The following is a 23245-nucleotide window of genomic DNA, read 5'->3' as shown; positions in this document are numbered from 1 at the left end:
CTTTCAGGTGCCGGGACAGAGAAACCTTCATTTTCATGAGGTGTTTCTCTGTCCTTTTTTATATGTCTTTACAATGCGCCAATGACTGAAGGGGGAAGATGATGCTGAAACGAACACCGCTTTATGACGTGTATAAAGAATACGGCGGAAAAACGATTGATTTTGGAGGATGGGAGCTGCCGGTTCAATTTTCTTCTATTAAAGAGGAGCATGAAGCCGTCCGCACAAAGGCGGGTCTGTTTGATGTATCCCATATGGGAGAAGTCGAAGTCTCCGGTAAAGACGCCCTGTCTTTTCTGCAAAAAATGATGACAAATGACGTTGCCGATTTAAATCCGGGAAGCGCCCTCTATACCGCCATGTGTTATCCTGACGGCGGTACGGTCGATGATTTGCTGATCTATCAGAAAAGCGAGAGCTGCTATCTGCTTGTGATTAACGCGTCCAATATTGAAAAAGACATCGCTTGGCTGACAGAACACGCGGAAGGGGATGTCACGCTGACCAATCAGTCTGACGGGCTTTCACTGCTAGCCGTTCAGGGGCCGAATGCTCAGGCGGTTCTTGCGAAGCTGACTGAACGTGATTTGTCTTCCTTAAAACCGTTTACGTTTATTGATGGAGCTGACGTTGCCGGCCGCCAAGTCCTGCTTTCAAGAACAGGCTATACCGGTGAAGACGGGTTTGAACTCTATTGTAAAAATGAAGATGCGGTTCATCTGTTTAAGGAGATTCTTACAGCGGGAGAGAATGAAGGAATCGTTCCGTGCGGCCTCGGCGCGCGTGATACGCTGAGATTTGAAGCGAAGCTCGCTTTATACGGTCAGGAATTGACGAAAGACATTACGCCGATTGAAGCCGGGATCGGATTTGCCGTAAAACCCAAGAAAGATTCCGACTTTTTCGGGAAGTCTGTATTGAGTGAACAGAAAGAAAAAGGAGCTCCGCGTAAGCTGGTCGGGCTTGAGATGATTGAAAAGGGGATTCCGAGACACGGTTATGCCGTAAAAAAAGACGGTGCTCTGATCGGGGAAGTCACGACAGGCACACAATCCCCGACGTTAAAGAAAAATATCGGCCTTGCCTTAATCAAAACGGAATTCAGTGGAATCGGAACGGAAGTCGAAGTGGAAATCCGCAAAAAAACGGTAAAAGCAAAGATTGTCCGCACACCGTTTTATAAACGCCCAAAACAGAGCTGAAAAAGGAGAGTCATATGAAGCATCGATATTTGCCCGCGACAGAACAGGATAAAAAAGAAATGCTGAAAGCCATCGGCGCAGATTCAATTGATGAACTGTTTGCCGATATTCCGGAAGATGTGAGGTTTCAAAAAGACTACCAAATTAAAAAAGCAAAATCAGAAACAGAGCTGACAAGAGAGCTGACAAAGCTTGCGGCGAAAAATAAGGACGCTGTTACATATGCATCTTTTCTGGGGGCAGGAGTGTACGATCACTATCAGCCGGTTATCGTCGATCATGTGATTTCCCGGTCAGAGTTCTACACGGCATATACGCCTTACCAGCCTGAAATTTCACAAGGAGAGCTGCAGGCGATTTTTGAATTTCAAACGATGATTTGCGAGTTAACAGGTATGGATATTGCAAACTCCTCCATGTACGACGGGGGAACGGCGCTGGCAGAAGCGGCGATGCTTGCGTCAGGACATAACAAAAAGAAAAAAATCGTCATTTCCGCCGCCGTGCATCCGGAATCACGGGATGTCCTGAAAACATACGCAAAAGGCCAATATATTGAAGTTGTAGAGGTGCCTGCAAAAAACGGCGTCACAGACCTTGACGCATTAGAACATGCCGTCTGTGATGAAACGGCCGCTGTAATCGTCCAGTATCCGAACTTCTTCGGACAAATTGAGCCGTTAAAGGACATTGAGCCGCTCGCACATAAAGGGAACAGCCAGCTGATTGTTTCTTCTAACCCGCTCGCCCTCGGTATTTTGACTCCGCCCGGAGCATACGGAGCTGATATCGTCGTCGGGGACGCGCAGCCTTTCGGTATACCTGCGGCGTTCGGCGGCCCGCACTGCGGCTATTTTGCAGTAACGAAAAAACTGATGAGAAAGGTGCCGGGCCGGCTTGTCGGCCAGACGGAGGATGAAAACGGGCGGAGAGGTTTTGTTCTCACCCTTCAGGCGCGCGAGCAGCATATCAGAAGAGACAAGGCCACCTCTAACATCTGCTCAAACCAGGCGCTGAATGCGTTAGCAGCTTCAGTCGCGATGACTGCGCTCGGAAAAAACGGCGTCAAAGACATGGCCCGCCAAAATATACTGAAAGCCGATTACGCGAGACGCCAAGCGAAAAAAGCCGGCTTGCACGTAGCATTTGACGGCCCGATGTTTAATGAATTTGCCGTCAGGCTGAACCTCCCCGTCAAGGAAGCAAACCGGCGGCTCCTCAAAGACGGCATCATCGGCGGATATGACTTAGGCCTTGCGTATCCGGAATTGAATCAGCATATGCTCATTGCCGTCACAGAGCTGAGAACAAAAGAAGAGATCGATTCGCTTATTGCGGGATTGGGGGATCAACATGAATAATCAAGATCAGGCGCTTATTTTTGAAATGTCCCGCGAAGGGCGTATCGGTTACAGCCTTCCGGAGCTTGATGTGCCGGAAACAGAGCTTGAAAGCCTTCTTCCCGGTGACTACATCCGCGATGAAGACGCAAAGCTGCCGGAAGTATCAGAGCTTGATATTATGCGGCATTATACCGCTCTTTCCAGAAGAAACCACGGAGTTGATTCAGGTTTTTATCCGCTCGGCTCCTGTACGATGAAATACAATCCGAAATTAAATGAAAAAATTGCCCGGTTCCCTGGCTTTTCCGCCATTCACCCGCTTCAGGACGAGGACACGGTTCAGGGGGCGCTTGAGCTTTTATACGATTTAAGCGGACATTTGGAGGAAATTACGGGCATGGACGAGGTGACGCTTCAGCCTGCCGCGGGCGCTCACGGCGAATGGACCGGCCTGATGATGATCCGCGCCTATCATGAAGCGCGCGGGGACTTCGGACGGACGAAGGTCATTGTCCCTGATTCAGCCCACGGCACGAATCCGGCATCCGCTACGGTCGCCGGTTTTGAAACAATTACCGTCAAGTCGAATGAACACGGACTGGTTGACATTGAAGATCTGAAAAGAGCGGTAAATGAAGAAACAGCGGCGCTGATGCTGACGAATCCGAACACCCTCGGATTATTTGAGGAAAACATTACGGAAATGGCTGAAATCGTCCATCAGGCCGGCGGAAAACTTTACTATGACGGAGCGAATTTAAATGCCGTTTTAAGTAAAGCAAGACCGGGAGATATGGGATTTGACGTCGTTCACCTTAATCTGCATAAAACATTTACCGGGCCGCACGGCGGGGGAGGACCGGGTTCGGGGCCGGTCGGAGTAAAAAAAGAATTCATTCCGTATCTGCCGAAACCCGTTCTCACGAAAAAAGAGGGCCGTTTGACTTTTGACGATGACCGCCCGCAATCGATCGGGCGCGTAAAGCCTTATTACGGCAACTTCGGCATTAATGTCAGAGCCTACACGTATATCCGTTCCATGGGGCCTGACGGCTTAAAAGCAGTGACCGAAAACGCGGTTTTAAATGCAAATTATATGATGAGAAGACTCGCGCCTTATTATGATCTCCCGTATGATCGTCATTGCAAGCATGAATTTGTGTTATCGGGAAGAAGGCAGAAAAAGCTCGGCGTAAGAACGCTTGATATCGCTAAACGGCTTTTAGATTTCGGTTATCACCCGCCGACTGTGTATTTCCCGCTGAATGTTGAAGAAAGCATCATGATCGAACCGACGGAAACGGAATCCAAGGAAACGCTTGATGCGTTTATAGATGCGATGATTCAAATTGCGCGGGAGGCGGAGGAATCGCCTGAAATCGTTCAGGAGGCGCCGCATACCACGGTAGTCAAAAGAATGGATGAAACCAAGGCCGCAAGAAAGCCGGTTTTAAAATACGAACATACATCTGACGGGGTGTAAAAAAAAGAGCTTCCGTATAAACGGAAAGCTCTTTTTCATTATTGGTTCTTTGCTTTAATTTTTCCGCCCCATTTTTTAAATCCGCCTTTCAGGTTGTAAATATCCTTGCAGCCGTGTTTGCGGAGCGTCTGTGCCGCGCGGCCGCTGCGGACATTGTTTTGGCAGTACAGATAAACGGGTTTATCAGGACGGATTTCGCTTTTGCGCTGTTTCAGCTGTGACAGCGGAATGTTGCGCGCGCCGAGAATATGGCCGCCTTCAAATTCATTCGGTTCACGGACGTCAATCAGCTGCGCTTTTCTGTAGCCCGCGCGGAATTCCTCTTCCGTAAGTGTTTTCATTAAACGTTGTTGGTAAAAATACGACACGATCATATAAACGATAAACGCCGCAACAATAATTAAAGCAATCATATTAGACAATGCGATTCTACTCCTTTAGCTTATAAAATCAAAACCCTGCTTCCTGAAAACAAGGCTTACCGGACGTTTTGGGACAAATACTATTATAGTAAAGCATGGAGCGATTGTCATCCTTAATGAAACGAAATATTTTTCATTTTTACGGCAGTTTGATAAACTGATTTTATTAAAATGATAAAGAAGGGTTCAATGTATGGAAAAAGAAACATGGCGGTTTATTGACTCAGGGAACGAAAGCCCAGCATTTAACATGGCGCTGGATGAAGCGCTTTTATATTGGCACAGCCAAAAGAAAATTCCCCCGGTGATCCGTTTTTACGGGTGGAATCCGGCAACATTGTCTGTCGGATATTTTCAAAATATTAAGAAGGAAATTAACTTTGACGCAGTACATAAACACGGTCTCGGGTTTGTCAGAAGACCGACAGGCGGACGGGGTGTTCTGCATGATAAAGAATTGACATACAGCGTCATCGTTTCAGAGGATCACCCGGAAATGCCGGCCACGGTGACAGAGGCGTACCGGGTCATTTCAGAAGGCATTCTGCAGGGATTCAGAAACCTTGGGCTTGATGCCTACTTTGCGATTCCGCGCACGGAGAAAGAAAAAGAAAGCCTGAAAAATCCGCGCTCGTCCGTTTGCTTTGATGCGCCTTCGTGGTATGAGCTGGTCGTCGAAGGACGGAAAGTTGCGGGAAGCGCCCAGACACGCCAAAAAGGCGTTATTCTTCAGCACGGCTCCATCCTGCTTGACATTGATGAGGACAAGCTGTTTGATCTGTTTTTATATCCGAGCGACAGAGTCCGTGAGCGCATGCAGCGGAATTTCAAAAACAAAGCGGTAGCCATCAACGCCTTAGCCCAAAAACCGGTAACGATGGATGAAGCCAGAACCGCTTTTAAAGCCGGTTTTGAGGAAGGCCTGAACATTCATCTTGAACCTTACACGCTCACTCCTGAAGAGCTTGCGTTTGTCAATGAGCTGGCCGAGACGAAATACGCGTCTGACGAATGGAATTATAAGCGCTGATTAAGGCTTGACAGGCCGGAAGCATCCTTGTTTTTTCATAACCGTTAGTGTAAACTTGTAATGGTTTATTAAGTTAAGGTGCTTTTTGGGAGGGGTACGATGACAACACCAAGTATGGAAGATTATATTGAACAGATTTATATGCTGATAGAAGAAAAAGGATATGCGCGGGTTTCTGATATCGCGGAAGCTTTGGCAGTCCATCCCTCCTCTGTAACGAAAATGGTTCAAAAACTAGATAAAGACGAGTATTTGATTTATGAAAAATATCGCGGGCTCGTATTGACGTCAAAAGGCAAAAAGATCGGCAAACGGCTCGTATACAGACACGAATTGCTTGAGCAGTTTTTACGAATCATTGGTGTTGATGAAGAGAAGATTTACAATGATGTAGAAGGAATCGAACATCATCTGAGCTGGAACAGCATTGACCGCATCGGCGATCTCGTCCAGTATTTTGAAGATGACGACAGCCGGAAAAAAGAATTGAAATCCGTACAGAAAAAAACCGAAACTCCCGGTGAATAAAAGGGCGGCCCAAATAGGGCGCCCTTTTTTTAATGTCTTCATTCTTTGGTCTATTTCCCCAAGCCGTTTCTTAAAATAATAATACACCTTGGATGGAAGGGAGAGGGCGCGCTATGCAGATTGACGGCGTATTTTCGGGCGGGGGAATAAAAGGGGTGGCGCTTGCCGGCGCTTATGAAGCGCTGGAAGAAAAGGGCTTTCGCTTTGAAAGGCTCGCCGGAACAAGCGCCGGCGCGATTATTGCCGCATTGATCGCTGCGGGCTACACGAGCAGAGAGGTTCATGCGATCATCGATGATGTCGACGGAAGGCAATTGCTTGATCAGAGATGCTCATTCCTCCCGCTGAAAATCCTGCAGTGGGTGTCGATATATTGGCGCCTCGGATTATACAGAGGCGATGTGCTGGAAAAGTGGATTGCGGATAAATTAAAAGCGAAGGGCATCATCGCGTTCGGCGATATGAAAAAAGGATCGCTCCGTCTGATCGCTTCAGATCTGACGAACGGAACGATGATCGTGCTTCCCGACGACCTTCCCCGCTACGGATTAAATCCGGAGGTGTTCCCGGTTGCCAGAGCTGTCAGAATGAGCTGCAGCATCCCTTATTTTTTTGAACCGATTAAACTGAAGACCGAAAAAGGCATTTCAACGGTTGTTGACGGCGGCGTGTTAAGCAATTTTCCGATTTGGCTGTTTTCAAAAGAGCGCAAACGGCCGGTCATCGGAATTTCACTTTCCCCTAATGAAAAAGAGCGTCCGAAGAAATCAATCCGGAACGCTTTTGAGCTGTTCGGCGCTTTGTTTGAAACGATGAAAGACGCTCATGATGCCAGACATATCGCGACAAAGTACGAACAGAATATTATTTTTATTCCCGTGGAACATGTGATGGCGACGGAGTTTCACCTCACACCGCAAAAAAAACTAGCTCTCATTGAGCTAGGAAAAAGCAAAACAGAGCAATTTTTGAAGAAATGGAGCTATTAAAAAAGCGCTCTGTTTTTCTTTTTATTCTTTTTACCTTCTATGACGGTAAGCTGGGTCTGGCTTTTTTTCTTAAGAATCATCGGCTTCGGTCTGCTGCTGCTCGGCACGCTCCGCAAATGGCTGACCCGCCCCCTGTGGCCGGCGCGGTGCTTCGCTTTTTGCTCCTTCATTCGGAGCCGCGATTGTTTGGCCGCTTTTCTGAAAGCGGTTCCGTCACGTCCGGCGCGGCGGTTCAGGACCGATCTCACGATAAAATAAATAATGATGCCTGCGATAATGACGGTGATCGCTCTTGAGATCATCTGTCCGGGGTTTGTGACCGCCGCATAAATGAAACCGAATGCGCCAAGCGCTATTAATACAGCAAAAAAAGGTTGTACACGATGATTCATAACTGCCCACCTCCGAAAATAATAACAGGTAACGGTTCAGATTGCGTTGTGAGACGGCTTTTCGCTCTGTTCTGAAATGTCTTCCAGTCTGAGAAGCTCGTTAAAGCTTTCTATGGCAACCTCGACCTGGTCATCTTCCGGTTCCTTTGTCGTTAAAAGCTGCAGCCACAGGCCGGGATAACCGAGCACCTTCAAAACGGGGATATTCCGAACCCTGTTCGTCAGCTGAAGCACTTCAAAGGAGATGCCGAGGACGGCCGGTATAAGCGCAATCCTGTCTAAAATCCGCACCCAAAGCGGATCTGTCGGAACGAGTAAATAGACAAACATGCCGACAATGATCGTAAATAAGATAAAGCTTGAACCGCATCGGTAATGCAGCCGCGACTGTTTCTGAACATTTTCTATCGTAATTGGTAAATTCTGTTCATAACAGTTTATGACCTTATGTTCGGCTCCATGATATTGAAACACTCTTTTAATTAACGGCGTCATTGATAAAAAATAAATGTAGCCGAGAAGCAGGATAAGCTTAAACAGGCTTTCGATGCCGATCTGCGCTGCGTCTGAGGAAAAAACGGGCCTTACAAGCTCAGCTAAAAAGACCGGGACGAGCGTAAAAACGAATTTGCTGAACAAAAACGATAGAACGCCGATCACCGCCAGGCTGAAAAACATCGATAAGCCCGAACCCTTCTTATCTTCCTGTTCCAGCTTGGCGTCATCTTGGGGGTCAAGCCCGTAACGTTCGCTGGAGAAGTTTAAATGCTTTGTGCCGTTGGCGCTTGCCTCGATAATTGCGACGATTCCCCGCAAAAAAGGAATCTTTTTTAAAACCGAAAGCTTGGGGTTCGGCACTCTCGGAAGCTTGAAAAAATCAATGCTTCCGTCATTCCTGCGGATGGCGGTAACATAATTTTTTCTGCCGCCGAACATTACCCCTTCAACGACAGCCTGACCGCCGTATGCGGGCGGCGTTTTGTGTTTGGACATTGTTTATCAACCTGCCTGTTTTCTTAGGATTTACTAACCATTTCCTTTCACTCTATTGTACAGGAAACAGCGGTAAACCTCTAGTTTGACAGCCGGAAAATCAATGCTTTTTCTACAAGCAGTATACCCGGTTTCCTTAGAATTTACTCATTAAATGAAAATATGGCGGAACTTTTTATGACTTTTCAATTTTGGGGCATTCTATGACTGGAGGTGCCATGATGACCAGCGAAAAACATTCAGAACAGGAAGAAAAAAAGAAGCAGGGTGATGATCAGCAGCCTGTTTCATTTACCGGCAGAATTTGCGGTATCGGATTTGCCGGCGGTGTATTTTGGAGTTTGATCGGCTATCTCGGATATATCTTTCATTTTTCAGAGATCAGTCCCAACATGATTCTTCAGCCGTTTATGATCGGAGAATGGAAAAAACAATGGCTCGGCACGATGGTCAGCATCGTTGTCATCGGATTCATTTCGATTGCCGGGGCATTTATATATTTCGTCTGTCTGAAGCGTTTTAAAACGATGTGGCCGGGGATGGTATACGGTGTCATTTTATGGTGTGCGGTTTTTTTCTTATTCAATCCGATTTTCGAAGACGTGAAATCTGTCACTGAATTGAAATCAGATACAATCGTGACGACGATTTGCCTTTACATTCTGTATGGTTTGTTTGTCGGCTACTCGATTTCTTTCAACTACAATGAGCTTACGTCAGACAAGCTTGCAAGGGCGCTCGGCAACAAGTGAATAAGTGTATAATCCCTGTCCGGTATGGTAAAATGTTCACGAGAAGTGAACATTTTTTATGCTGAAAACCGGATGGGGATGCTCCCGCGGTGTCAGGCGGCAGTCAAGAATCGGCGAGGAGGAGAAAAGGAATGAAACTTGAGAAATTGCGAAATCTGTTCGGTCAGCTGGATATAGACGGAATGTTGGTGACAAGCTCCGCCAATCTGCAGTATATGACGGGATTTACGGGTTCGTCAGGTCTTGCGGTCATATCGAAAGAACGCGCGGCATTTATCACGGATTTCCGTTACACCGAGCAGGCGAAGGCGCAAGTGAAGGGCTTTGATATTATCGAGCACGGCGGAAGCTTAATCCAAACCGCTGCGGATACGATTCTTGAGTACGGCATTAAAAAACTCGGCTTTGAACAAAACAGCATGACGTACGGAACATATGCATCCTACCAAGCGGTGCTGCAGGAAGCGGAGATGGTTCCCGTCGCGGATTCCGTTGAAAAGTTGCGCTTGATTAAGTCAAGTGAAGAGATTAAGATATTAGAGGAAGCTGCGAAGATTGCGGATGATGCGTTTGAACATATTCTGACGTTTATCAAACCGGGCATCTCAGAGATTTCAGTTGCGAATGAGCTTGAATTTTATATGAGACGTCAGGGAGCAGACGGTTCTTCCTTTGATATGATCGTCGCCTCGGGAGTGAGATCCAGCCTTCCGCACGGAGTGGCAAGCGGCAAATTGATTGAAAAGGGAGACTTGGTCACGCTCGATTTCGGCGCGTATTATAAAGGCTATTGTTCTGATATCACACGCACCGTCGCGGTCGGAGAGCCAAGTGATAAACTGAAAGAAATTTATCAGGTCGTATACGATGCCCAGGCGCTTGGCGTTTTGCATATTAAACCCGGCATGACGGGAAAAGAAGCGGATGCCCTGACGAGGGATCACATCACCGCAAAAGGCTACGGACAGTATTTCGGCCATTCAACAGGACACGGATTCGGAATGGAGGTCCATGAATCACCGGGGCTGTCTTTCAGGTCATCGGCCGTTCTTGAGCCGGGCATGGCGGTAACGGTTGAGCCGGGCATATACATACCGGAAGTTGGGGGCGCAAGAATCGAAGATGATATCATCATCACAGAGGACGGCAACCGGACAATTACGCATTCCCCTAAAGAATTAATTATTTTGTGATTGGAATATAGGAGGACATCAAACATGATTTCAGTTAACGATTTTCGTACAGGATTAACGATTGAAGTAGACGGCGGCATTTGGCGCGTCGTTGACTTCCAGCACGTAAAGCCGGGAAAAGGCGCGGCATTTGTCCGTTCTAAACTTCGCAATCTGCGTACGGGCGCTATTCAGGAGAAAACATTCCGTGCTGGTGAAAAAGTGGCGAAAGCGCAAATCGAAACAAAAACGATGCAGTATCTTTATGCCAACGGAGATCAGCACGTGTTCATGGATACAAGCTCATATGAACAGCTTGAATTGAACGAAAACCAAATCGAAGAAGAATTAAAATATCTTTTGGAAAATATGTCTGTGCACATCATGATGTATCAATCTGAAACGCTCGGTATTGAACTGCCGAACACAGTTGAACTGAAAGTTGTTGAAACAGAGCCGGGAATTAAAGGCGACACGGCGTCAGGCGGCACAAAACCTGCCAAAACGGAAACAGGTCTTGTCGTAAACGTACCGTTCTTCGTGAACGAAGGCGATACGCTTGTTGTAAATACATCAGACGGCTCTTACGTGTCAAGAGCGTAGTCAAAGACATACGAAGTCTGCTCCTTTTACGGGGCAGGCTTTTTTTGCGTTCTGAAACAGAATCTTTCTTCTATATGAAAATAGTGAGACTACTTCCGTCAGCTAGAGCATATAGTGTAACAAAATGCTTGAAGTTGGGGGATTGCAATGAAATTTTTGTTTGGTTCAATCAATTCTACTGTTTTAACGATGGCCGGTTTACGAGTTTTGTCCTCTCTCATTGAATTATCGGCGGCCATTATCATGCTTGTTACAAACGACATCAGAAAAGCGGTTGTGGTGAATAGTATTTTGGCAATCGTCGGCCCGCTGATCTTTATCATCACGATGACGATCGGCATTTATCAGATTGCCGGACAGCTTTCATATGCAAAATTGATTTTGATTTTCGCGGGGGTTGTGCTGATTCTAGCCGGTGTTCACAAATAGGGGTCCGGGTGTCATAAAGTCTGTCCCGGATCATACAGTTTAAAGAAGCCAATCGGTAAAAAAGGAGGAGACTCTATTGAATGAAATTACAGAGGTTCTCCCTGAATTATTGAGACATGCCATCTCCGCCGTGTCTGAAGAAGCGTGGCGGGATACAGAGGAAATCAGAATCCGCGTCGGCAGGCCGGTTGAACTGATCCGAAAAGGACAACCTTTGTTTTTGTCATATATCTGTACGGCCGGCGACGCACAGCTGATCCTCAGCCGGCTCAGCAATTACAGCATGTACACGCTGGAAGAAGAGCTGAAAAAAGGATATATCACAATCAGAGGAGGCCACCGTGTGGGGCTCGCCGGAAGAGTCATCGTCGAAAACGGAGCCGTCAAAGGACTCCGGGATATTACTTCCTTTAATATTCGAATCGCCCGGGAGAAGCTAGGCATTGCAGAACCGCTCATTCCTTTCTTATGGAAAGAAAACTGGCTGAATACGCTGATCATCGGCCCTCCGCAAACGGGGAAAACGACCTTGCTTCGTGATTTGGCCCGGCTTTCAAGCACCGGATCGAAACGCATTCCGGCGAAAAAGACCGCTATCGTAGATGAACGCTCAGAAATTGCCGGCTGCCTGCGGGGCATTCCCCAGCACAGTTTCGGCCGCAGAGTGGATGTTCTTGACGCCTGTCCGAAGGCGGAAGGGCTGATGATGATGATCCGCTCTATGAGTCCCGATGTCATGATCGCAGATGAGATCGGGAGAATGGAAGACTCAAAAGCGCTGATGGAGGCGCTCCATGCCGGCGTAACCGTTATCGTATCCGCGCACGGATGGAATATGAAAGACTTGATCAAGAGGCCGTCGCTGAAAATGCTTTGGGAGGAAAAAGTGTTTGACCGGTATGTTGAGCTGTCACGACGCCGCGGTCCGGGAACGATCAGCAGGATGTACGGAAAGGACGGGGAACCGGTTCCGCATGCTGAAAGCGTGATGACATGCTGAAGCTTTTGGGTGCCGTGTTCATTCTGACGGCGACGACATGGACGGGATTTGAGATCGCCAAAATCTATATTGAAAGGCCGAGACAGATCCGTCAGCTGCGCGCGGCGCTGCAATCGCTTGAAGCGGAAATTATGTTCGGGCATACGCCGCTGCACATTGCTTCGGGACAAATCGCCGCACAGCTTTCCAAGCCTGTATCATCATTGTTCCAAGCTTTCAGCAGGAGGCTTGAGCAGGGAAGCGATTCCGCCAAAACAGCCTGGGAACAGAGCTTGAAACATAACTGGCCCTCCATGGCGATGAAAAAAAGCGAATACGATGTGCTGAAGCAATTCGGAGAGACGCTCGGGCTCCATGACCGCGTTTCTCAGCAGAAACATATCAAGCTTGCGCTTACACATTTGGAAGCGGCGGAAGCGGATGCCGGACGGGCGCAGGCGAAAAATGAAAAAATGGTGAAAAGTTTAGGGTTTTTAGCCGGACTGTTACTCATTCTTCTATTGATGTAAACATGAGGGGAGCAAACATAAAATGGGAGTCGACGTAAATGTCATTTTTCAAATCGCCGGAGTCGGTATCGTGGTTGCGTTTCTGCACACCATACTTGACCAAATGGGAAAAAAAGAATACGCCCAATGGGTGACGCTGCTTGGCTTTATCTATATTTTATTTATGGTGGCGACGATTGTCGATGACCTGTTCAAAAAGATCAAAGCTGTGTTTCTATTCCAAGGATAGGGGGGCTTACAGATTGAGATTGTTCAAATTGTAGGTTTAGGCCTGATCGCCACGTTTCTCTCCCTGATCGTAAAAGAACAGAAACCGACTTTCGCGTTTATGATTGTCGTCTTCAGCGGCTGCGTGATCTTTCTTTATCTCGTCGACCAGATTTACGACATTATCAGAATGATAGAAAAAATAGCCGTCAATGCAAATGTCAATATGGTCTATGTGGAAACCATTTTAAAAATTATCGGCATCGCCTACATCGCTGAATTCGGAGCACAGCTGACAAAAGATGCTGGCCAGGGAGCGATTGCTTCGAAAATAGAGCTGGCCGGGAAGATTTTGATCCTCGTGATGGCCGTGCCGATACTGACTGTTATTATTGAAACGATTCTCGGACTTATTCCTTCTTAATCATAAAGGGAAAGGGGGCGCAAACAATGAAGCGCTTTCGGTGGGCGGGGGCTTTTTTGTTCATCCTCCTCTTAATTTTTCAGACTGAATGTGTACAAGCTGCCGGAACAGACGGTGCGGCGCAGGAAACCGCAGTTCACCAAGAAACGGCTGATGAAGTGGCGAAAAAGCAGGCCGAAGCGCTGAAAACAGAAGGCATCGGAAAGTTCTGGGACGACATTATGACAGAATACGGCGGCCTTCTGCCGGAAAGCCAAAAGGGAAGCATCATCGACTTTATTAACGGAGAAAAAACGTTCTCGCCTGAGGCGTGGCTGAAGGCCTTATTTTCCTATCTGTTTCATGAAGTGCTCGCAAACGGAAAACTTCTGGGAACTTTGATCCTTCTCACCATTTTTTGCGTCATTCTGCAGCTGCTGCAAAATGCGTTCCAGCAGAGCACCGTCAGCAAAGTGGCTTATGCGATTGTTTATATGGTACTGATTATTCTCGCTTTAAACAGCTTTCATGTCGCCGTCAATTATGCCAGTGAAGCGATTCAGACGATGACAAGCTTCATTCTCGCGCTGATCCCGCTTTTGCTCGCGCTTTTGGCATCTTCCGGTGGAGCCGTTTCCGCTGCCTTTTTTCACCCCGTTATTTTATTTCTGATGAATACGAGCGGCCTGCTTATTCAAAACATCGTTATGCCGCTTATTTTCCTGTCAGCGATTTTAAGCATCGTCAGCACAATGACAGATCAATATAAAGTCACACAGCTTGCCAATCTCCTCAGAAATATCGCGATCGGCGCGCTTGCCGTATTCCTCACCGTGTTTCTCGGTGTCATCTCCGTTCAGGGGGCTTCGGCTGCCGTGACAGACGGGATCACCCTCAGGACTGCAAAATTTATAACGGGCAATTTTATTCCCGTGCTCGGCCGAATGTTTACGGATGCGACCGATACGGTCATCAGCGCCTCACTCTTATTAAAAAACACTGTGGGAATCCTCGGTGTCGGAATTTTGATCTGCATCTCCGCATTTCCAGCAATCAAAGTGCTTTCTCTCGCTTTTATTTATAAGCTCGCGGCTGCCATTCTGCAGCCGCTCGGAGGCGGGCCCGTCATTACGTGTCTCGGCGTCATCAGCAGAAGCGTGCTCTATATTTTCGCGGCGCTCGCCATTGTCTCTCTCATGTTTTTCCTCAGCATCACAGTCATTATTACAGCAGGCAATCTCACCATGATGATGAAATAAAGGAGGCCCATTGGATATGAGCTTTTTAACAGAATGGCTGACAAGCATTATTTTGTTTATCTTATTTGCCATCGTCATCGACATGCTGCTGCCCAGCTCCAGTATGCAAAAATACGCAAAGATGGTTGTCAGCCTGCTGTTAATCATTGTCATGCTCAACCCGATATTCAAACTTTTCAAAACAGACCCGGAGATCATCTTCGATTATTTGACAAAACAAGAGCAATCTCAATCCGCGGACATAAAAAATCAAATCAAATCAGAAAAAAAAGAAATACAAGCATCAAACCGCGCATATGTTTTAGAAGAAATGGCTGTCCAACTAAAAAAGAAAGCGGAGGAGATGTTCAGTCATGACGAATACAAAATAGACGACATCCGCCTTACAGCGGAAGAACAGGTTCGTTCAGAAGAAGATGTAAAAACGATCAGCGTGTATATGGCCCCATCTTCTGAAAAAACCGTGCAAACCGTCGCACCGATCGACATCCGCACAGACCGCAAATACGAACCCGAAGGCGCAGCCGGCAAAAAGGAGGCTGCAAACATCAAAGAAAAACTTGCGGATATATGGGAAATCGGCAGTGAGAAAATTACGGTTTATATGGAAGGCGGGGAGAAAAACGGCCATGAATAAAAACGGACTATGGGCCATACTCAAAAAACAGCTGATGATCGGACAGGCGAAAGACGGAGAAAAACCAAAACTGACAAAATATCATTACTTTCTGTTCGTGTTTGTGCTCGGCGTATCTTTTATGCTGGTCAGCCAGATGTTCTCTTCACCGGAAAAAACCGGGAAGGGCGAAACGGCGCAGACCGTCATGTCCGGCCGTACGGACGATAAGAGCGGGCAAAAAAGCGCACCCGTTTTTAAAGCATCAAAAGACAGCAGCGCCAAAAACACGATTGATGATTACGAGAGAGACTATGAAAACCAGCTGAAAGAGATCCTTGAAACAATTATCGGCGTAGAGGATGTATCAATAGTCGTAAACGTAGACGCCACATCTTTAAAAGTATTTGAGAAAAATAAAACGAAAAAAGACACCACCACTGAAGAAACCGATAAAGAAGGCGGCAAAAGAAGCGTAACCGATCAAACCTCTGAAGAACAAATTGTCATGATTCGAAACGGGGATCAGGAAACCCCGGTCGTCGTCCAGACGAAAAAACCCGATATCCGCGGTGTACTCGTTGTCGCTCAAGGAGTGGACAACGTTCAAATAAAAAAAACCATCATTGATGCCGTCACAAGGGTGCTTGATGTCCCGAGCTACCGTGTAGCGGTTGCCCCTAAAAAAATCAAGGAGGATTCATAAATCATGCTGAAAAAACAAACGGTTTGGCTTTTAACAATGCTCAGTCTCGTCGTGGTATTAAGTGTTTATTATATTATGTCGCCGGAAAGCAAAAATGCCGTGCAGATGAAAACCGAAAAAAGCAGCGGGGAAATCGCCACAGAAAAAACGCCGGCTCCTAAAACGGAAGAAAAGAGCGAAGGCGGCACAGAAAAAGAAGACGGAACAAAAGGCACAAAAGATTCTAAAGGCACAAAAGAGGATAAAGAAACGTCAGCCGAAGCATCGGAAAAAGACGGATCGGTCGCCACAGAAACAGCTGATGAAAATTTATTTACCGCATACCGCATGGAACTTGAAGACGCGAGAAGCAAAGAAAGAGAACAGTTAAACAGCATCGTTTCAAGCGATGATGCGACAGCAAAAGAAAAAAGCGAAGCCTACGATAAAATGACGGCGCTGAGCAATGCGGAAGGGACAGAAAAACAGCTGGAAACGCTCATTAAAACGCAAGGCTACAAAGATGCGCTCGTGGATGCCGAAGGTGACAAAATCAACATTACGGTCATGTCTGACAAACATTCCAACGCAAAAGCTTCCGCCATCATTGACCTGGTGGAAAAAGAAATCAAGAATATGAAAGACGTCGCCGTAACGTTTGAACCGACAAAATAAGATGCCTGAACCGCCCGCACCCGCTGCGGGCTTTTTTGCTGTCATTTTAGATCAGTGTTGAATTTACACAACCGCTCCTGTAAGATAAACATAGTATGTACTTTTAGTAGCAACCCATAAATTTCTATTTTTTATACATAGGAGTGGAACTGATGTTAAAAATCAACGAAATTCATGAATTGATAAAAAGAATCGATGAATCTTCCATTGACGAATTTGTTTACGAGATGGAAGGCGTAAGTCTGAAGCTGAAAAAAAATGAAGCGCCGGCAGTGAATATAACGGGACAAGCTCCAGCTGTTCCCGCCGCTTACGCACCTGCTCCGCAGGCTGCAAAACCGGAAGCGCGCGAAGCCGATCCTGTTCAGGAAGCGCCGAAACAAGATGAAAACCTGCACAAAATTACGTCTCCGATGGTCGGAACGTTTTATGCTTCTTCATCGCCGGAAGCCGGCCCTTACGTAAACCAAGGTTCAAAAGTGAACGAAAATACAGTGGTGTGTATCGTAGAAGCAATGAAACTCTTTAACGAGATTGAAGCGGAAGTAAAAGGAGAAATCGTTGAAGTGTTAGTTGAAAACGGCCAGCTGGTCGAATACGGACAACCTCTATTTCTTGTAAAAGCTGAGTAAGGAGACCTGCTATTATGATTAAAAAGCTATTGATCGCCAACCGAGGAGAAATTGCCGTCAGAATCATCCGGGCCTGCAAAGAGCTTGGCATTGAAACTGTAGCCGTTTATTCTGAGGCAGATAAAGAGGCCCTGCATGTTCAAATGGCCGATGAGGCTTTTTGTATCGGGCCGAAAACATCAAAAGACAGCTATTTAAATGTAACGAACATCGTCAGCGTCGCAAAGCTGACCGGTACGGATGCGATTCATCCGGGATACGGATTCTTAGCTGAAAATGCCGATTTTGCCGAGCTGTGCGAGGAATTAAACGTGACGTTTGTCGGCCCTTCGGCTGACGCCATTTCGAAGATGGGGACAAAAGATATCGCACGTGACACGATGCAGCAGGCGGGCGTGCCGATTGTGCCCGGTTCAAAAGGAATCATAAAAAATACCGAAGAAGCGGTTTCGCTTGCGGGTGAAATTGGGTATCCTGTGATTATAAAAGCCACTGCGGGCGGAGGCGGAAAAGGCATCCGGGTCGCACGCACAGAAGAAGAGATGATTAAAGGCATCGAAATCACCCAGCAGGAGGCCGCTACGGCATTCGGAAATCCGGGTGTGTACATCGAGAAGTACATAGAAGATTTCCGCCATGTTGAAATTCAGGTGCTTGCCGATAATTACGGAAACACGATCCATCTTGGAGAGCGTGACTGTTCTATCCAAAGACGTCTGCAAAAACTTCTTGAAGAGTCGCCGTCACCTGCGCTTGATTCTGAAATCAGAGAGCAGATGGGTGAAGCAGCGGTAAAAGCAGCGAAGGCCGTCGGTTACACGGGAGCCGGTACAGTAGAGTTCATTTATGACTACAGAGAACAGCGCTATTACTTCATGGAGATGAACACGCGTATTCAAGTAGAGCACCCTGTCACAGAAATGGTGACGGGAACCGATCTGATCAAAGAACAGATCAAAGTGGCATCCGGACAGGAGCTCTCGCTCAGACAGGAAGACGTTGAATTTAACGGCTGGGCGATTGAATGCCGCATCAACGCTGAAAATCCTGCGAAAAACTTCATGCCTTCACCTGGTAAGATTAACATGTACCTGCCGCCGGGCGGACTCGGCGTGCGCGTGGATTCAGCCGCATATCCTGGCTATTCGATCCCGCCGTACTATGACAGCATGATTGCCAAAGTCATCACATACGGAACAACGCGTGATGAGGCGGTCGCACGGATGAAACGCGCGCTGAGCGAATTTGTGATTGAAGGTATTGAAACAACGATTCCGTTCCATCTGAAACTGCTTGAACATGAAACATTTGTCAGCGGAGAGTTTAATACAAAGTTTTTAGAAACATATGATGTAATGGGCTCATAATTTTTGCGGGAGGTGAATTGAATGGAAGACAACAGTGTGCTTAAAATGGATCATGATGAGGGTCATTTAGGCAAAGTTGAAATTGCTCCTGAAGTCATTGAAGTCATTGCCGGCATCGCCGCTTCCGAGGTTGAAGGAATAGCTGAAATGCGCGGCAATTTCGCCACGGGCGTCGTAGAACGCTTCGGCAAAATCAATCACGGCAAAGGCGTAAAGGTCGATTTAGCCGATGACGGGATTACCATTGACGTCTATTGCGTCGTTCAATTCGGGATTTCGATCCCGAAAGTGGCGGCAAGCGTTCAGGAGAATATCCGCCAAACCTTATTAAATATGACGTCTCTGACCATCAATGAAATCAATATTCATATCGTCGGCATTCAATTTGACACGAAAGCCCAAGAAGTCGAAATCGACGAAGAAATGTAATGAGCGTATAAAAACCAAGGGGATGGGCAGCCCTTTGGTTTTTTATACGTTTCCCTTCTTTTCAGGCATGAAGAAAGCCGGCTTACAAACGGCAGCCGAGTTTCTTCATGCTGTGAAATCCGAATGAAATTCAAAGGGTTTGTGAAAACATTCGGCATTAGGGTGAAAAAACCTAAATTTCGACATGCGATTGGGAAAAAAATATGTTATGATCTCTTTAGGCTTAACGACAAGCGGATAAAGAGGATCTGAAGGAGAAAGAAAATGAAAAGAAGAACAGCTAGAGAAAAAGCTTTGCAGGCACTTTTTCAGATTGATGTCAGCGATATTGCACCGAACGAGGCCATCGAGCACGCGCTTGATGGCGGAAAAACAGATGACTTCTTTGAACAGCTGGTGTACGGAGTGCTTGAACATCAGGTGCAGCTTGATGAAATGATTTCCGGCCATCTCGTCAATTGGAAGCTTGACCGGATTGCAAATGTAGACCGCGCGATCCTCCGTCTGGCGGTGTATGAAATGGTTTATACTGACGACATTCCTGCTAACGTGTCATTAAACGAAGCCATCGAGCTGGCAAAACGGTTCGGCGACGATAAAGCTGCAAAATTCGTAAACGGGGTTCTTTCTAACATCAAAACTGATATTGAATCATAGGAGGAAAGAAAATGACTGCAACAATCATCGACGGAAAAGAAACGGCTAAAGAAAAACGCGAACAATTGGCAAAAGAAGTAGAAGAGCTGAAAGCACAAGGCGTAGTGCCGGGCTTGGCGGTCATTTTAATCGGCGACGATCCCGCCTCTGTTTCATATGTGACAGGCAAGAAAAAAGCCGCTGAAACAATGGGAATGAAGTTTAAGCTTGACCGCTTTGACTCAAGCTTAACCGAAGCGGAGCTTTTAACAGTGATTGACGAGTACAATCAAAATCCGGAATTTCACGGCATTCTCGTCCAGCTGCCGCTCCCGGATCATATTTCTGAAAAAGCCGTCATCGAGCGGATCTCCCCTGATAAGGATGTTGATGGTTTCCACCCTCTCAACGTCGGGAAAATGCTGCTTGGAGAAGATACATTTCTTCCTTGCACACCGCACGGAATTGTCGAGTTATTGAAAAAGACGAACGTAGATCTTTCCGGCAAAGAAGTTGTTGTAGTCGGACGAAGCAATATTGTCGGTAAACCGGTCGGCCAGCTGCTGCTGAACGAAAATGCGACCGTCACATATTGCCATTCCCGTACAAAAAATATGTCTGAGCATACGAAAAAAGCAGATATTCTTGTGGTTGCGGTCGGTAAAGCGAACTTCATCACAGCTGATCAAATCAAAGAGGGCGCCATTGTCATTGATGTCGGCGTCAACCGCCTCGAAAGCGGAAAACTCTGCGGAGACGTTCAGTTTGATGAAGCGAAAGAAAAAGCATCTTTCATTACGCCGGTCCCGGGCGGAGTAGGTCCGATGACCATCACGATGCTTGCGCATAATACTGTTAAATCTGCCAGACGTACGTTATCATAGATAACCGGAGACAGTCACAAAAAGTGTGACAATGAGCACGATACCCGCTTCTTAAGGCTCCTTTCAGCCAGAGCGGGTTTTTTTCTTAGTTCAGGGCAAAAAGCCTTTATGAAAGGAGTGCAGGATGTGAGTGAAGCGGCATATGTCACGGTTTCCGCACTGACCAAATATATTAAACGAAAATTCGATGTAGACCCTCATCTTGAAGACATTTGGATTAAAGGTGAGCTGTCCAACGTTAAAATCCATACAAGAGGCCACATCTATTTTACTTTAAAAGATGAGCATGCCCGCATGCAGGCCGTCATGTTTCAAAGGCAAAGTTCAAGGCTTGCGTTTAAGCCTGAGGACGGAATGAAGGTCATCGTAAGAGGCGGCATCTCCGTCTATGAACCGAGCGGAAGCTATCAGCTGTACGCGAAAGAAATGCAGCCGGACGGTGTTGGGGCGCTTTACTTAGCCTATGAAGAATTAAAGAAAAAACTTGCCGGCGAAGGGTTGTTTGATGACCGGCATAAGCAGGCCATCCCCGCTTTTCCAGCCACGATCGGGGTTGTCACCTCACCGACGGGAGCGGCCGTCAGAGACGTCATTACCACACTCAAAAGAAGATATCCCCTGGTGAAAGTCATTGTGCTTCCCGCGCTCGTTCAGGGTGAAAACGCCAGCAGATCGATTGTGAAGCGCATTGAAGAAGCCAATTCGCAAAAGATGTGTGACGTTCTGATCGTCGGAAGGGGAGGGGGCTCGATCGAAGAATTGTGGGCGTTTAACGAAGAAATCGTCGCCCGGGCGATTTTTGCTTCCGCCATTCCGGTTATATCGGCCGTCGGACATGAAACAGATTTTACAATCAGTGATTTCGTCGCGGATATCCGGGCTGCAACGCCGACGGGAGCGGCAGAAATCGCCGTTCCTCACACGACGGACTTAATGGAACGGACAAAAACGGCGGAAGTCCGCCTGACAAGAGCGATGCAGCAGCATATCGGCAAGAAAAAAGAACGGGTTCAATCGCTTCAGTCATCTTACGCATTCCGTTTTCCGAAACGATTGTATACCCAAAAAGAACAGCAGTTTGACCTTTTGTATCAGCAATTCCAAGCACAGCTCACAGGGCTTACGGAGCGGAAAGAAAGGCAGCTGGAGCGGAATACGTACAGATTAACGGCGCTTCACCCTGAAACCCAGCTGAAACAGGCGAAAAAACGGTTCGAAGAGCGCTCAAATCAGCTGACGCGGAGCATGAATGTCCAGCTGAAGCAGCTTCATTCGCAGTTTCAGACGGTTCTTGGTAAACTGAATGCATTAAGTCCCCTTCAAGTTATGGAGAGAGGATACAGTCTGGCCTATAAAGACAAAGAGCTGATCAAAAGCGTTGATCAAGTGGAACAACATGATACGCTTGAAGTAAAGATGACAGACGGCGTTTTGACGTGTGAAGTATTGCAAAAGAGAGGCGAACGATAATGACAGAAACCAAAAAAAGTGAAGAGCTGACATTTGAAGAGGCGATGAAAGGCCTTGAAGGCATTGTCGCAAAGCTTGAAGAAGGAGACGTGCCGCTGGAGCAGGCGATTAATTATTTTCAGGAAGGAATGGCCCTTTCAAAAATGTGCCATGAAAAGCTTCAGCATGTCGAAAAACAAATGGACTTTATTTTAAAAGATAACGGAGAACTTGCACCTTTCAGCGTTCAGGAGGAAGACGAAGGTGACAAATAAACTGGACGCATTTTTAGCATCGCGCAAACAACTGATTGAGCGGAATCTTTCCTTGTATACAGAACGGCTCGCCATGCCGGAAACCCTCAAAAAATCTATGCTGTATTCTTTGGAAGCGGGCGGAAAGAGGCTGCGCCCCCTCGTAGTCTTAGCCGTTTTGAATGCTTACGGAAAAGATGAAAAAGACGGGATTCCGGTCGGATGCGCTGTTGAAATGATTCATACGTATTCTTTAATCCATGATGATCTGCCTTGCATGGACGATGATGATTTGCGCCGGGGAAAGCCGACAAACCATAAAGTCTTCGGAGAAGCGGCAGCCGTATTGGCCGGAGACGGGCTTCTGACAGAAAGCTTTAAATTAATCACATCTCACGTGTCTGACGCGGTTTCAGCGGAAAAACGGCTCCGTCTCGTCGAGGAACTGATTAAAGCGGCAGGAACGGAAGGAATGGTCGGCGGGCAGGCTGCCGACATGGAAGCGGAACAAAAGCAGGTAACGCTTGAGGAGCTGGAATCCATCCATGAGCGGAAAACGGCCAAGCTCCTCGGCTTTTCCGTGACGGCAGGCGCTATTTTGGCAGATGCGCCGGAGGATGAAATCGAAAAGCTGCGTCTGTTCAGCAGCCATATCGGCATCGGATTTCAAATCAGAGACGACATCCTTGATATTGAAGGGCATGAGGAGAAGATCGGCAAACCGGTCGGTTCAGACACGACGAATGAAAAATCAACGTATCCGTCGCTTTTAACGCTTGAAGGTGCGAAAGAGAAACTTTCGTATCATATCAGCGAGGCGAAACGGATCATCAGCGGCTTGTCTCTTCAGAAAGAACTGCTGCATGACCTCTGCGATTTAATAGCGGCGAGAGATCATTAAA

Annotated in this window: 29 protein-coding genes; 26 read left to right on the top strand and 3 right to left on the bottom strand. The window is 47.1% G+C overall.

The window, feature by feature from the left end:
* Positions 1-101: 101 nt before the first annotated feature.
* The 3 genes from gcvT to gcvPB are packed head-to-tail and all read left to right on the top strand — an operon-like array spanning position 102 to position 4028.
* Positions 102-1202 carry a glycine cleavage system aminomethyltransferase GcvT gene (gene gcvT / locus AC1DN5_RS07905; RefSeq protein ID WP_198697875.1) on the top strand — a complete coding sequence of 367 codons (1101 nt, stop codon included), beginning with the start codon at positions 102-104 and terminating at the stop codon, positions 1200-1202.
* A 14-nt stretch (positions 1203-1216) separates the two neighbouring features.
* The gene (gene gcvPA, locus AC1DN5_RS07900; RefSeq protein ID WP_366969165.1) at positions 1217-2563 is read left to right on the top strand and encodes an aminomethyl-transferring glycine dehydrogenase subunit GcvPA; all 1347 of its coding nucleotides are present in this window, start codon (positions 1217-1219) and stop codon (positions 2561-2563) included.
* On the top strand, positions 2556-4028 hold the full coding sequence (gene gcvPB / locus AC1DN5_RS07895; protein WP_188154556.1) for an aminomethyl-transferring glycine dehydrogenase subunit GcvPB: 1473 nt from the start codon (positions 2556-2558) through the stop codon (positions 4026-4028). The genes gcvPA and gcvPB overlap by 8 nt, the downstream gene beginning before the upstream one ends.
* Before the next feature lie 38 nt (positions 4029-4066).
* Here gcvPB and AC1DN5_RS07890 read toward each other — a convergent pair whose 3' ends face one another.
* Positions 4067-4450, bottom strand: a complete 384-nt coding sequence (locus AC1DN5_RS07890; RefSeq protein ID WP_013352854.1) for a rhodanese-like domain-containing protein — start codon at positions 4448-4450, stop codon at positions 4067-4069.
* 193 nt (positions 4451-4643) lie between these two features.
* On the opposite strand from AC1DN5_RS07890, the gene AC1DN5_RS07885 reads away from it, so the two are divergent.
* From AC1DN5_RS07885 to AC1DN5_RS07875, 3 genes are all read left to right on the top strand, one after another.
* Entirely contained in the window at positions 4644-5480 is an 837-nt protein-coding gene (locus tag AC1DN5_RS07885) for a lipoate--protein ligase family protein (RefSeq protein WP_016938983.1), read from the top strand.
* Positions 5481-5579: 99 nt separating this feature from the next.
* Positions 5580-6008, top strand: coding sequence for a transcriptional regulator MntR (gene mntR / locus AC1DN5_RS07880; protein ID WP_016938984.1), 429 nt, complete (start codon positions 5580-5582; stop codon positions 6006-6008).
* Between the two features lie 113 nt (positions 6009-6121).
* Positions 6122-6997 (top strand): patatin-like phospholipase family protein, encoded by an 876-nt coding sequence (locus AC1DN5_RS07875; protein ID WP_049627008.1) that lies wholly within the window; start codon positions 6122-6124, stop codon positions 6995-6997.
* Here the strand turns inward: AC1DN5_RS07875 and AC1DN5_RS07870 are convergent.
* Both AC1DN5_RS07870 and AC1DN5_RS07865 read right to left on the bottom strand, forming a co-directional pair.
* Complete coding sequence (locus AC1DN5_RS07870) at positions 6994-7389, bottom strand: SA1362 family protein (RefSeq protein ID WP_016938986.1); 396 nt, start codon at positions 7387-7389, stop codon at positions 6994-6996. The genes AC1DN5_RS07875 and AC1DN5_RS07870 overlap by 4 nt on opposite strands.
* Positions 7390-7425: 36 nt before the next feature.
* A complete protein-coding gene (locus AC1DN5_RS07865; RefSeq protein ID WP_047475637.1) occupies positions 7426-8382 on the bottom strand; it encodes a DUF1385 domain-containing protein in 957 nt (318 codons plus the stop codon).
* A gap of 221 nt (positions 8383-8603) precedes the next feature.
* Here AC1DN5_RS07865 and AC1DN5_RS07860 point away from each other — a divergent pair, with 221 nt between their 5' ends.
* The 20 genes from AC1DN5_RS07860 (at position 8604) to AC1DN5_RS07765 (ending at position 23244) form a co-directional block, all read left to right on the top strand.
* The gene (locus AC1DN5_RS07860) at positions 8604-9134 is read left to right on the top strand and encodes a YqhR family membrane protein (RefSeq protein ID WP_016938988.1); all 531 of its coding nucleotides are present in this window, start codon (positions 8604-8606) and stop codon (positions 9132-9134) included.
* Positions 9135-9265: 131 nt separating this feature from the next.
* Positions 9266-10327, top strand: a complete 1062-nt coding sequence (locus AC1DN5_RS07855) for a M24 family metallopeptidase (RefSeq protein WP_016938989.1) — start codon at positions 9266-9268, stop codon at positions 10325-10327.
* Positions 10328-10351: 24 nt separating this feature from the next.
* Positions 10352-10909 carry an elongation factor P gene (efp, locus tag AC1DN5_RS07850; protein ID WP_003153123.1) on the top strand — a complete coding sequence of 186 codons (558 nt, stop codon included), beginning with the start codon at positions 10352-10354 and terminating at the stop codon, positions 10907-10909.
* 147 nt (positions 10910-11056) lie between these two features.
* Positions 11057-11338 (top strand): YqhV family protein, encoded by a 282-nt coding sequence (locus AC1DN5_RS07845; protein WP_016938990.1) that lies wholly within the window; start codon positions 11057-11059, stop codon positions 11336-11338.
* Positions 11339-11414: 76 nt separating this feature from the next.
* Positions 11415-12338 carry a stage III sporulation protein AA gene (spoIIIAA, locus tag AC1DN5_RS07840; protein ID WP_064777767.1) on the top strand — a complete coding sequence of 308 codons (924 nt, stop codon included), beginning with the start codon at positions 11415-11417 and terminating at the stop codon, positions 12336-12338.
* Entirely contained in the window at positions 12332-12847 is a 516-nt protein-coding gene (gene spoIIIAB / locus AC1DN5_RS07835; RefSeq protein ID WP_016938992.1) for a stage III sporulation protein SpoIIIAB, read from the top strand. The genes spoIIIAA and spoIIIAB overlap by 7 nt, the downstream gene beginning before the upstream one ends.
* 22 nt (positions 12848-12869) lie before the next feature.
* Positions 12870-13076, top strand: coding sequence for a stage III sporulation protein AC (spoIIIAC, locus tag AC1DN5_RS07830; RefSeq protein WP_003153142.1), 207 nt, complete (start codon positions 12870-12872; stop codon positions 13074-13076).
* Positions 13077-13088: 12 nt separating this feature from the next.
* Positions 13089-13478: a stage III sporulation protein AD gene (spoIIIAD, locus tag AC1DN5_RS07825; RefSeq protein ID WP_076982559.1), complete on the top strand. Its 390-nt coding sequence runs from the start codon at positions 13089-13091 to the stop codon at positions 13476-13478.
* A gap of 26 nt (positions 13479-13504) precedes the next feature.
* Positions 13505-14716 (top strand): stage III sporulation protein AE, encoded by a 1212-nt coding sequence (gene spoIIIAE, locus AC1DN5_RS07820; RefSeq protein WP_064777768.1) that lies wholly within the window; start codon positions 13505-13507, stop codon positions 14714-14716.
* Between the two features lie 16 nt (positions 14717-14732).
* Positions 14733-15353 (top strand): stage III sporulation protein AF, encoded by a 621-nt coding sequence (gene spoIIIAF / locus AC1DN5_RS07815; RefSeq protein ID WP_045926704.1) that lies wholly within the window; start codon positions 14733-14735, stop codon positions 15351-15353.
* Positions 15346-16038, top strand: a complete 693-nt coding sequence (gene spoIIIAG / locus AC1DN5_RS07810; RefSeq protein ID WP_366969168.1) for a stage III sporulation protein AG — start codon at positions 15346-15348, stop codon at positions 16036-16038. Before spoIIIAF ends, spoIIIAG begins: the two co-directional genes overlap by 8 nt.
* 3 nt (positions 16039-16041) lie before the next feature.
* Positions 16042-16692 (top strand): SpoIIIAH-like family protein, encoded by a 651-nt coding sequence (locus AC1DN5_RS07805; RefSeq protein ID WP_366969169.1) that lies wholly within the window; start codon positions 16042-16044, stop codon positions 16690-16692.
* 152 nt (positions 16693-16844) lie between these two features.
* Entirely contained in the window at positions 16845-17324 is a 480-nt protein-coding gene (gene accB / locus AC1DN5_RS07800) for an acetyl-CoA carboxylase biotin carboxyl carrier protein (RefSeq protein ID WP_016938997.1), read from the top strand.
* Positions 17325-17338: 14 nt separating this feature from the next.
* Positions 17339-18691 carry an acetyl-CoA carboxylase biotin carboxylase subunit gene (gene accC / locus AC1DN5_RS07795; RefSeq protein ID WP_016938998.1) on the top strand — a complete coding sequence of 451 codons (1353 nt, stop codon included), beginning with the start codon at positions 17339-17341 and terminating at the stop codon, positions 18689-18691.
* 21 nt (positions 18692-18712) lie between these two features.
* Positions 18713-19120 carry an Asp23/Gls24 family envelope stress response protein gene (locus tag AC1DN5_RS07790; RefSeq protein WP_016938999.1) on the top strand — a complete coding sequence of 136 codons (408 nt, stop codon included), beginning with the start codon at positions 18713-18715 and terminating at the stop codon, positions 19118-19120.
* A 264-nt stretch (positions 19121-19384) separates the two neighbouring features.
* Positions 19385-19777, top strand: coding sequence for a transcription antitermination factor NusB (gene nusB, locus AC1DN5_RS07785; RefSeq protein WP_016939001.1), 393 nt, complete (start codon positions 19385-19387; stop codon positions 19775-19777).
* A gap of 11 nt (positions 19778-19788) precedes the next feature.
* Entirely contained in the window at positions 19789-20640 is an 852-nt protein-coding gene (gene folD, locus AC1DN5_RS07780; RefSeq protein ID WP_016939002.1) for a bifunctional methylenetetrahydrofolate dehydrogenase/methenyltetrahydrofolate cyclohydrolase FolD, read from the top strand.
* Between the two features lie 126 nt (positions 20641-20766).
* Positions 20767-22110, top strand: a complete 1344-nt coding sequence (xseA, locus tag AC1DN5_RS07775) for an exodeoxyribonuclease VII large subunit (RefSeq protein ID WP_045926701.1) — start codon at positions 20767-20769, stop codon at positions 22108-22110.
* On the top strand, positions 22110-22364 hold the full coding sequence (locus tag AC1DN5_RS07770; protein WP_007408352.1) for an exodeoxyribonuclease VII small subunit: 255 nt from the start codon (positions 22110-22112) through the stop codon (positions 22362-22364). The genes xseA and AC1DN5_RS07770 overlap by 1 nt, the downstream gene beginning before the upstream one ends.
* Positions 22354-23244, top strand: a complete 891-nt coding sequence (locus AC1DN5_RS07765; protein ID WP_045926700.1) for a polyprenyl synthetase family protein — start codon at positions 22354-22356, stop codon at positions 23242-23244. The genes AC1DN5_RS07770 and AC1DN5_RS07765 overlap by 11 nt, the downstream gene beginning before the upstream one ends.
* The last annotated feature ends 1 nt before the right edge of the window (position 23245 follow it).

Source organism: Bacillus sp. 01N42_2, from assembly GCF_056399565.1.
This window is presented reverse-complemented; position numbering and strand designations above follow the sequence as displayed.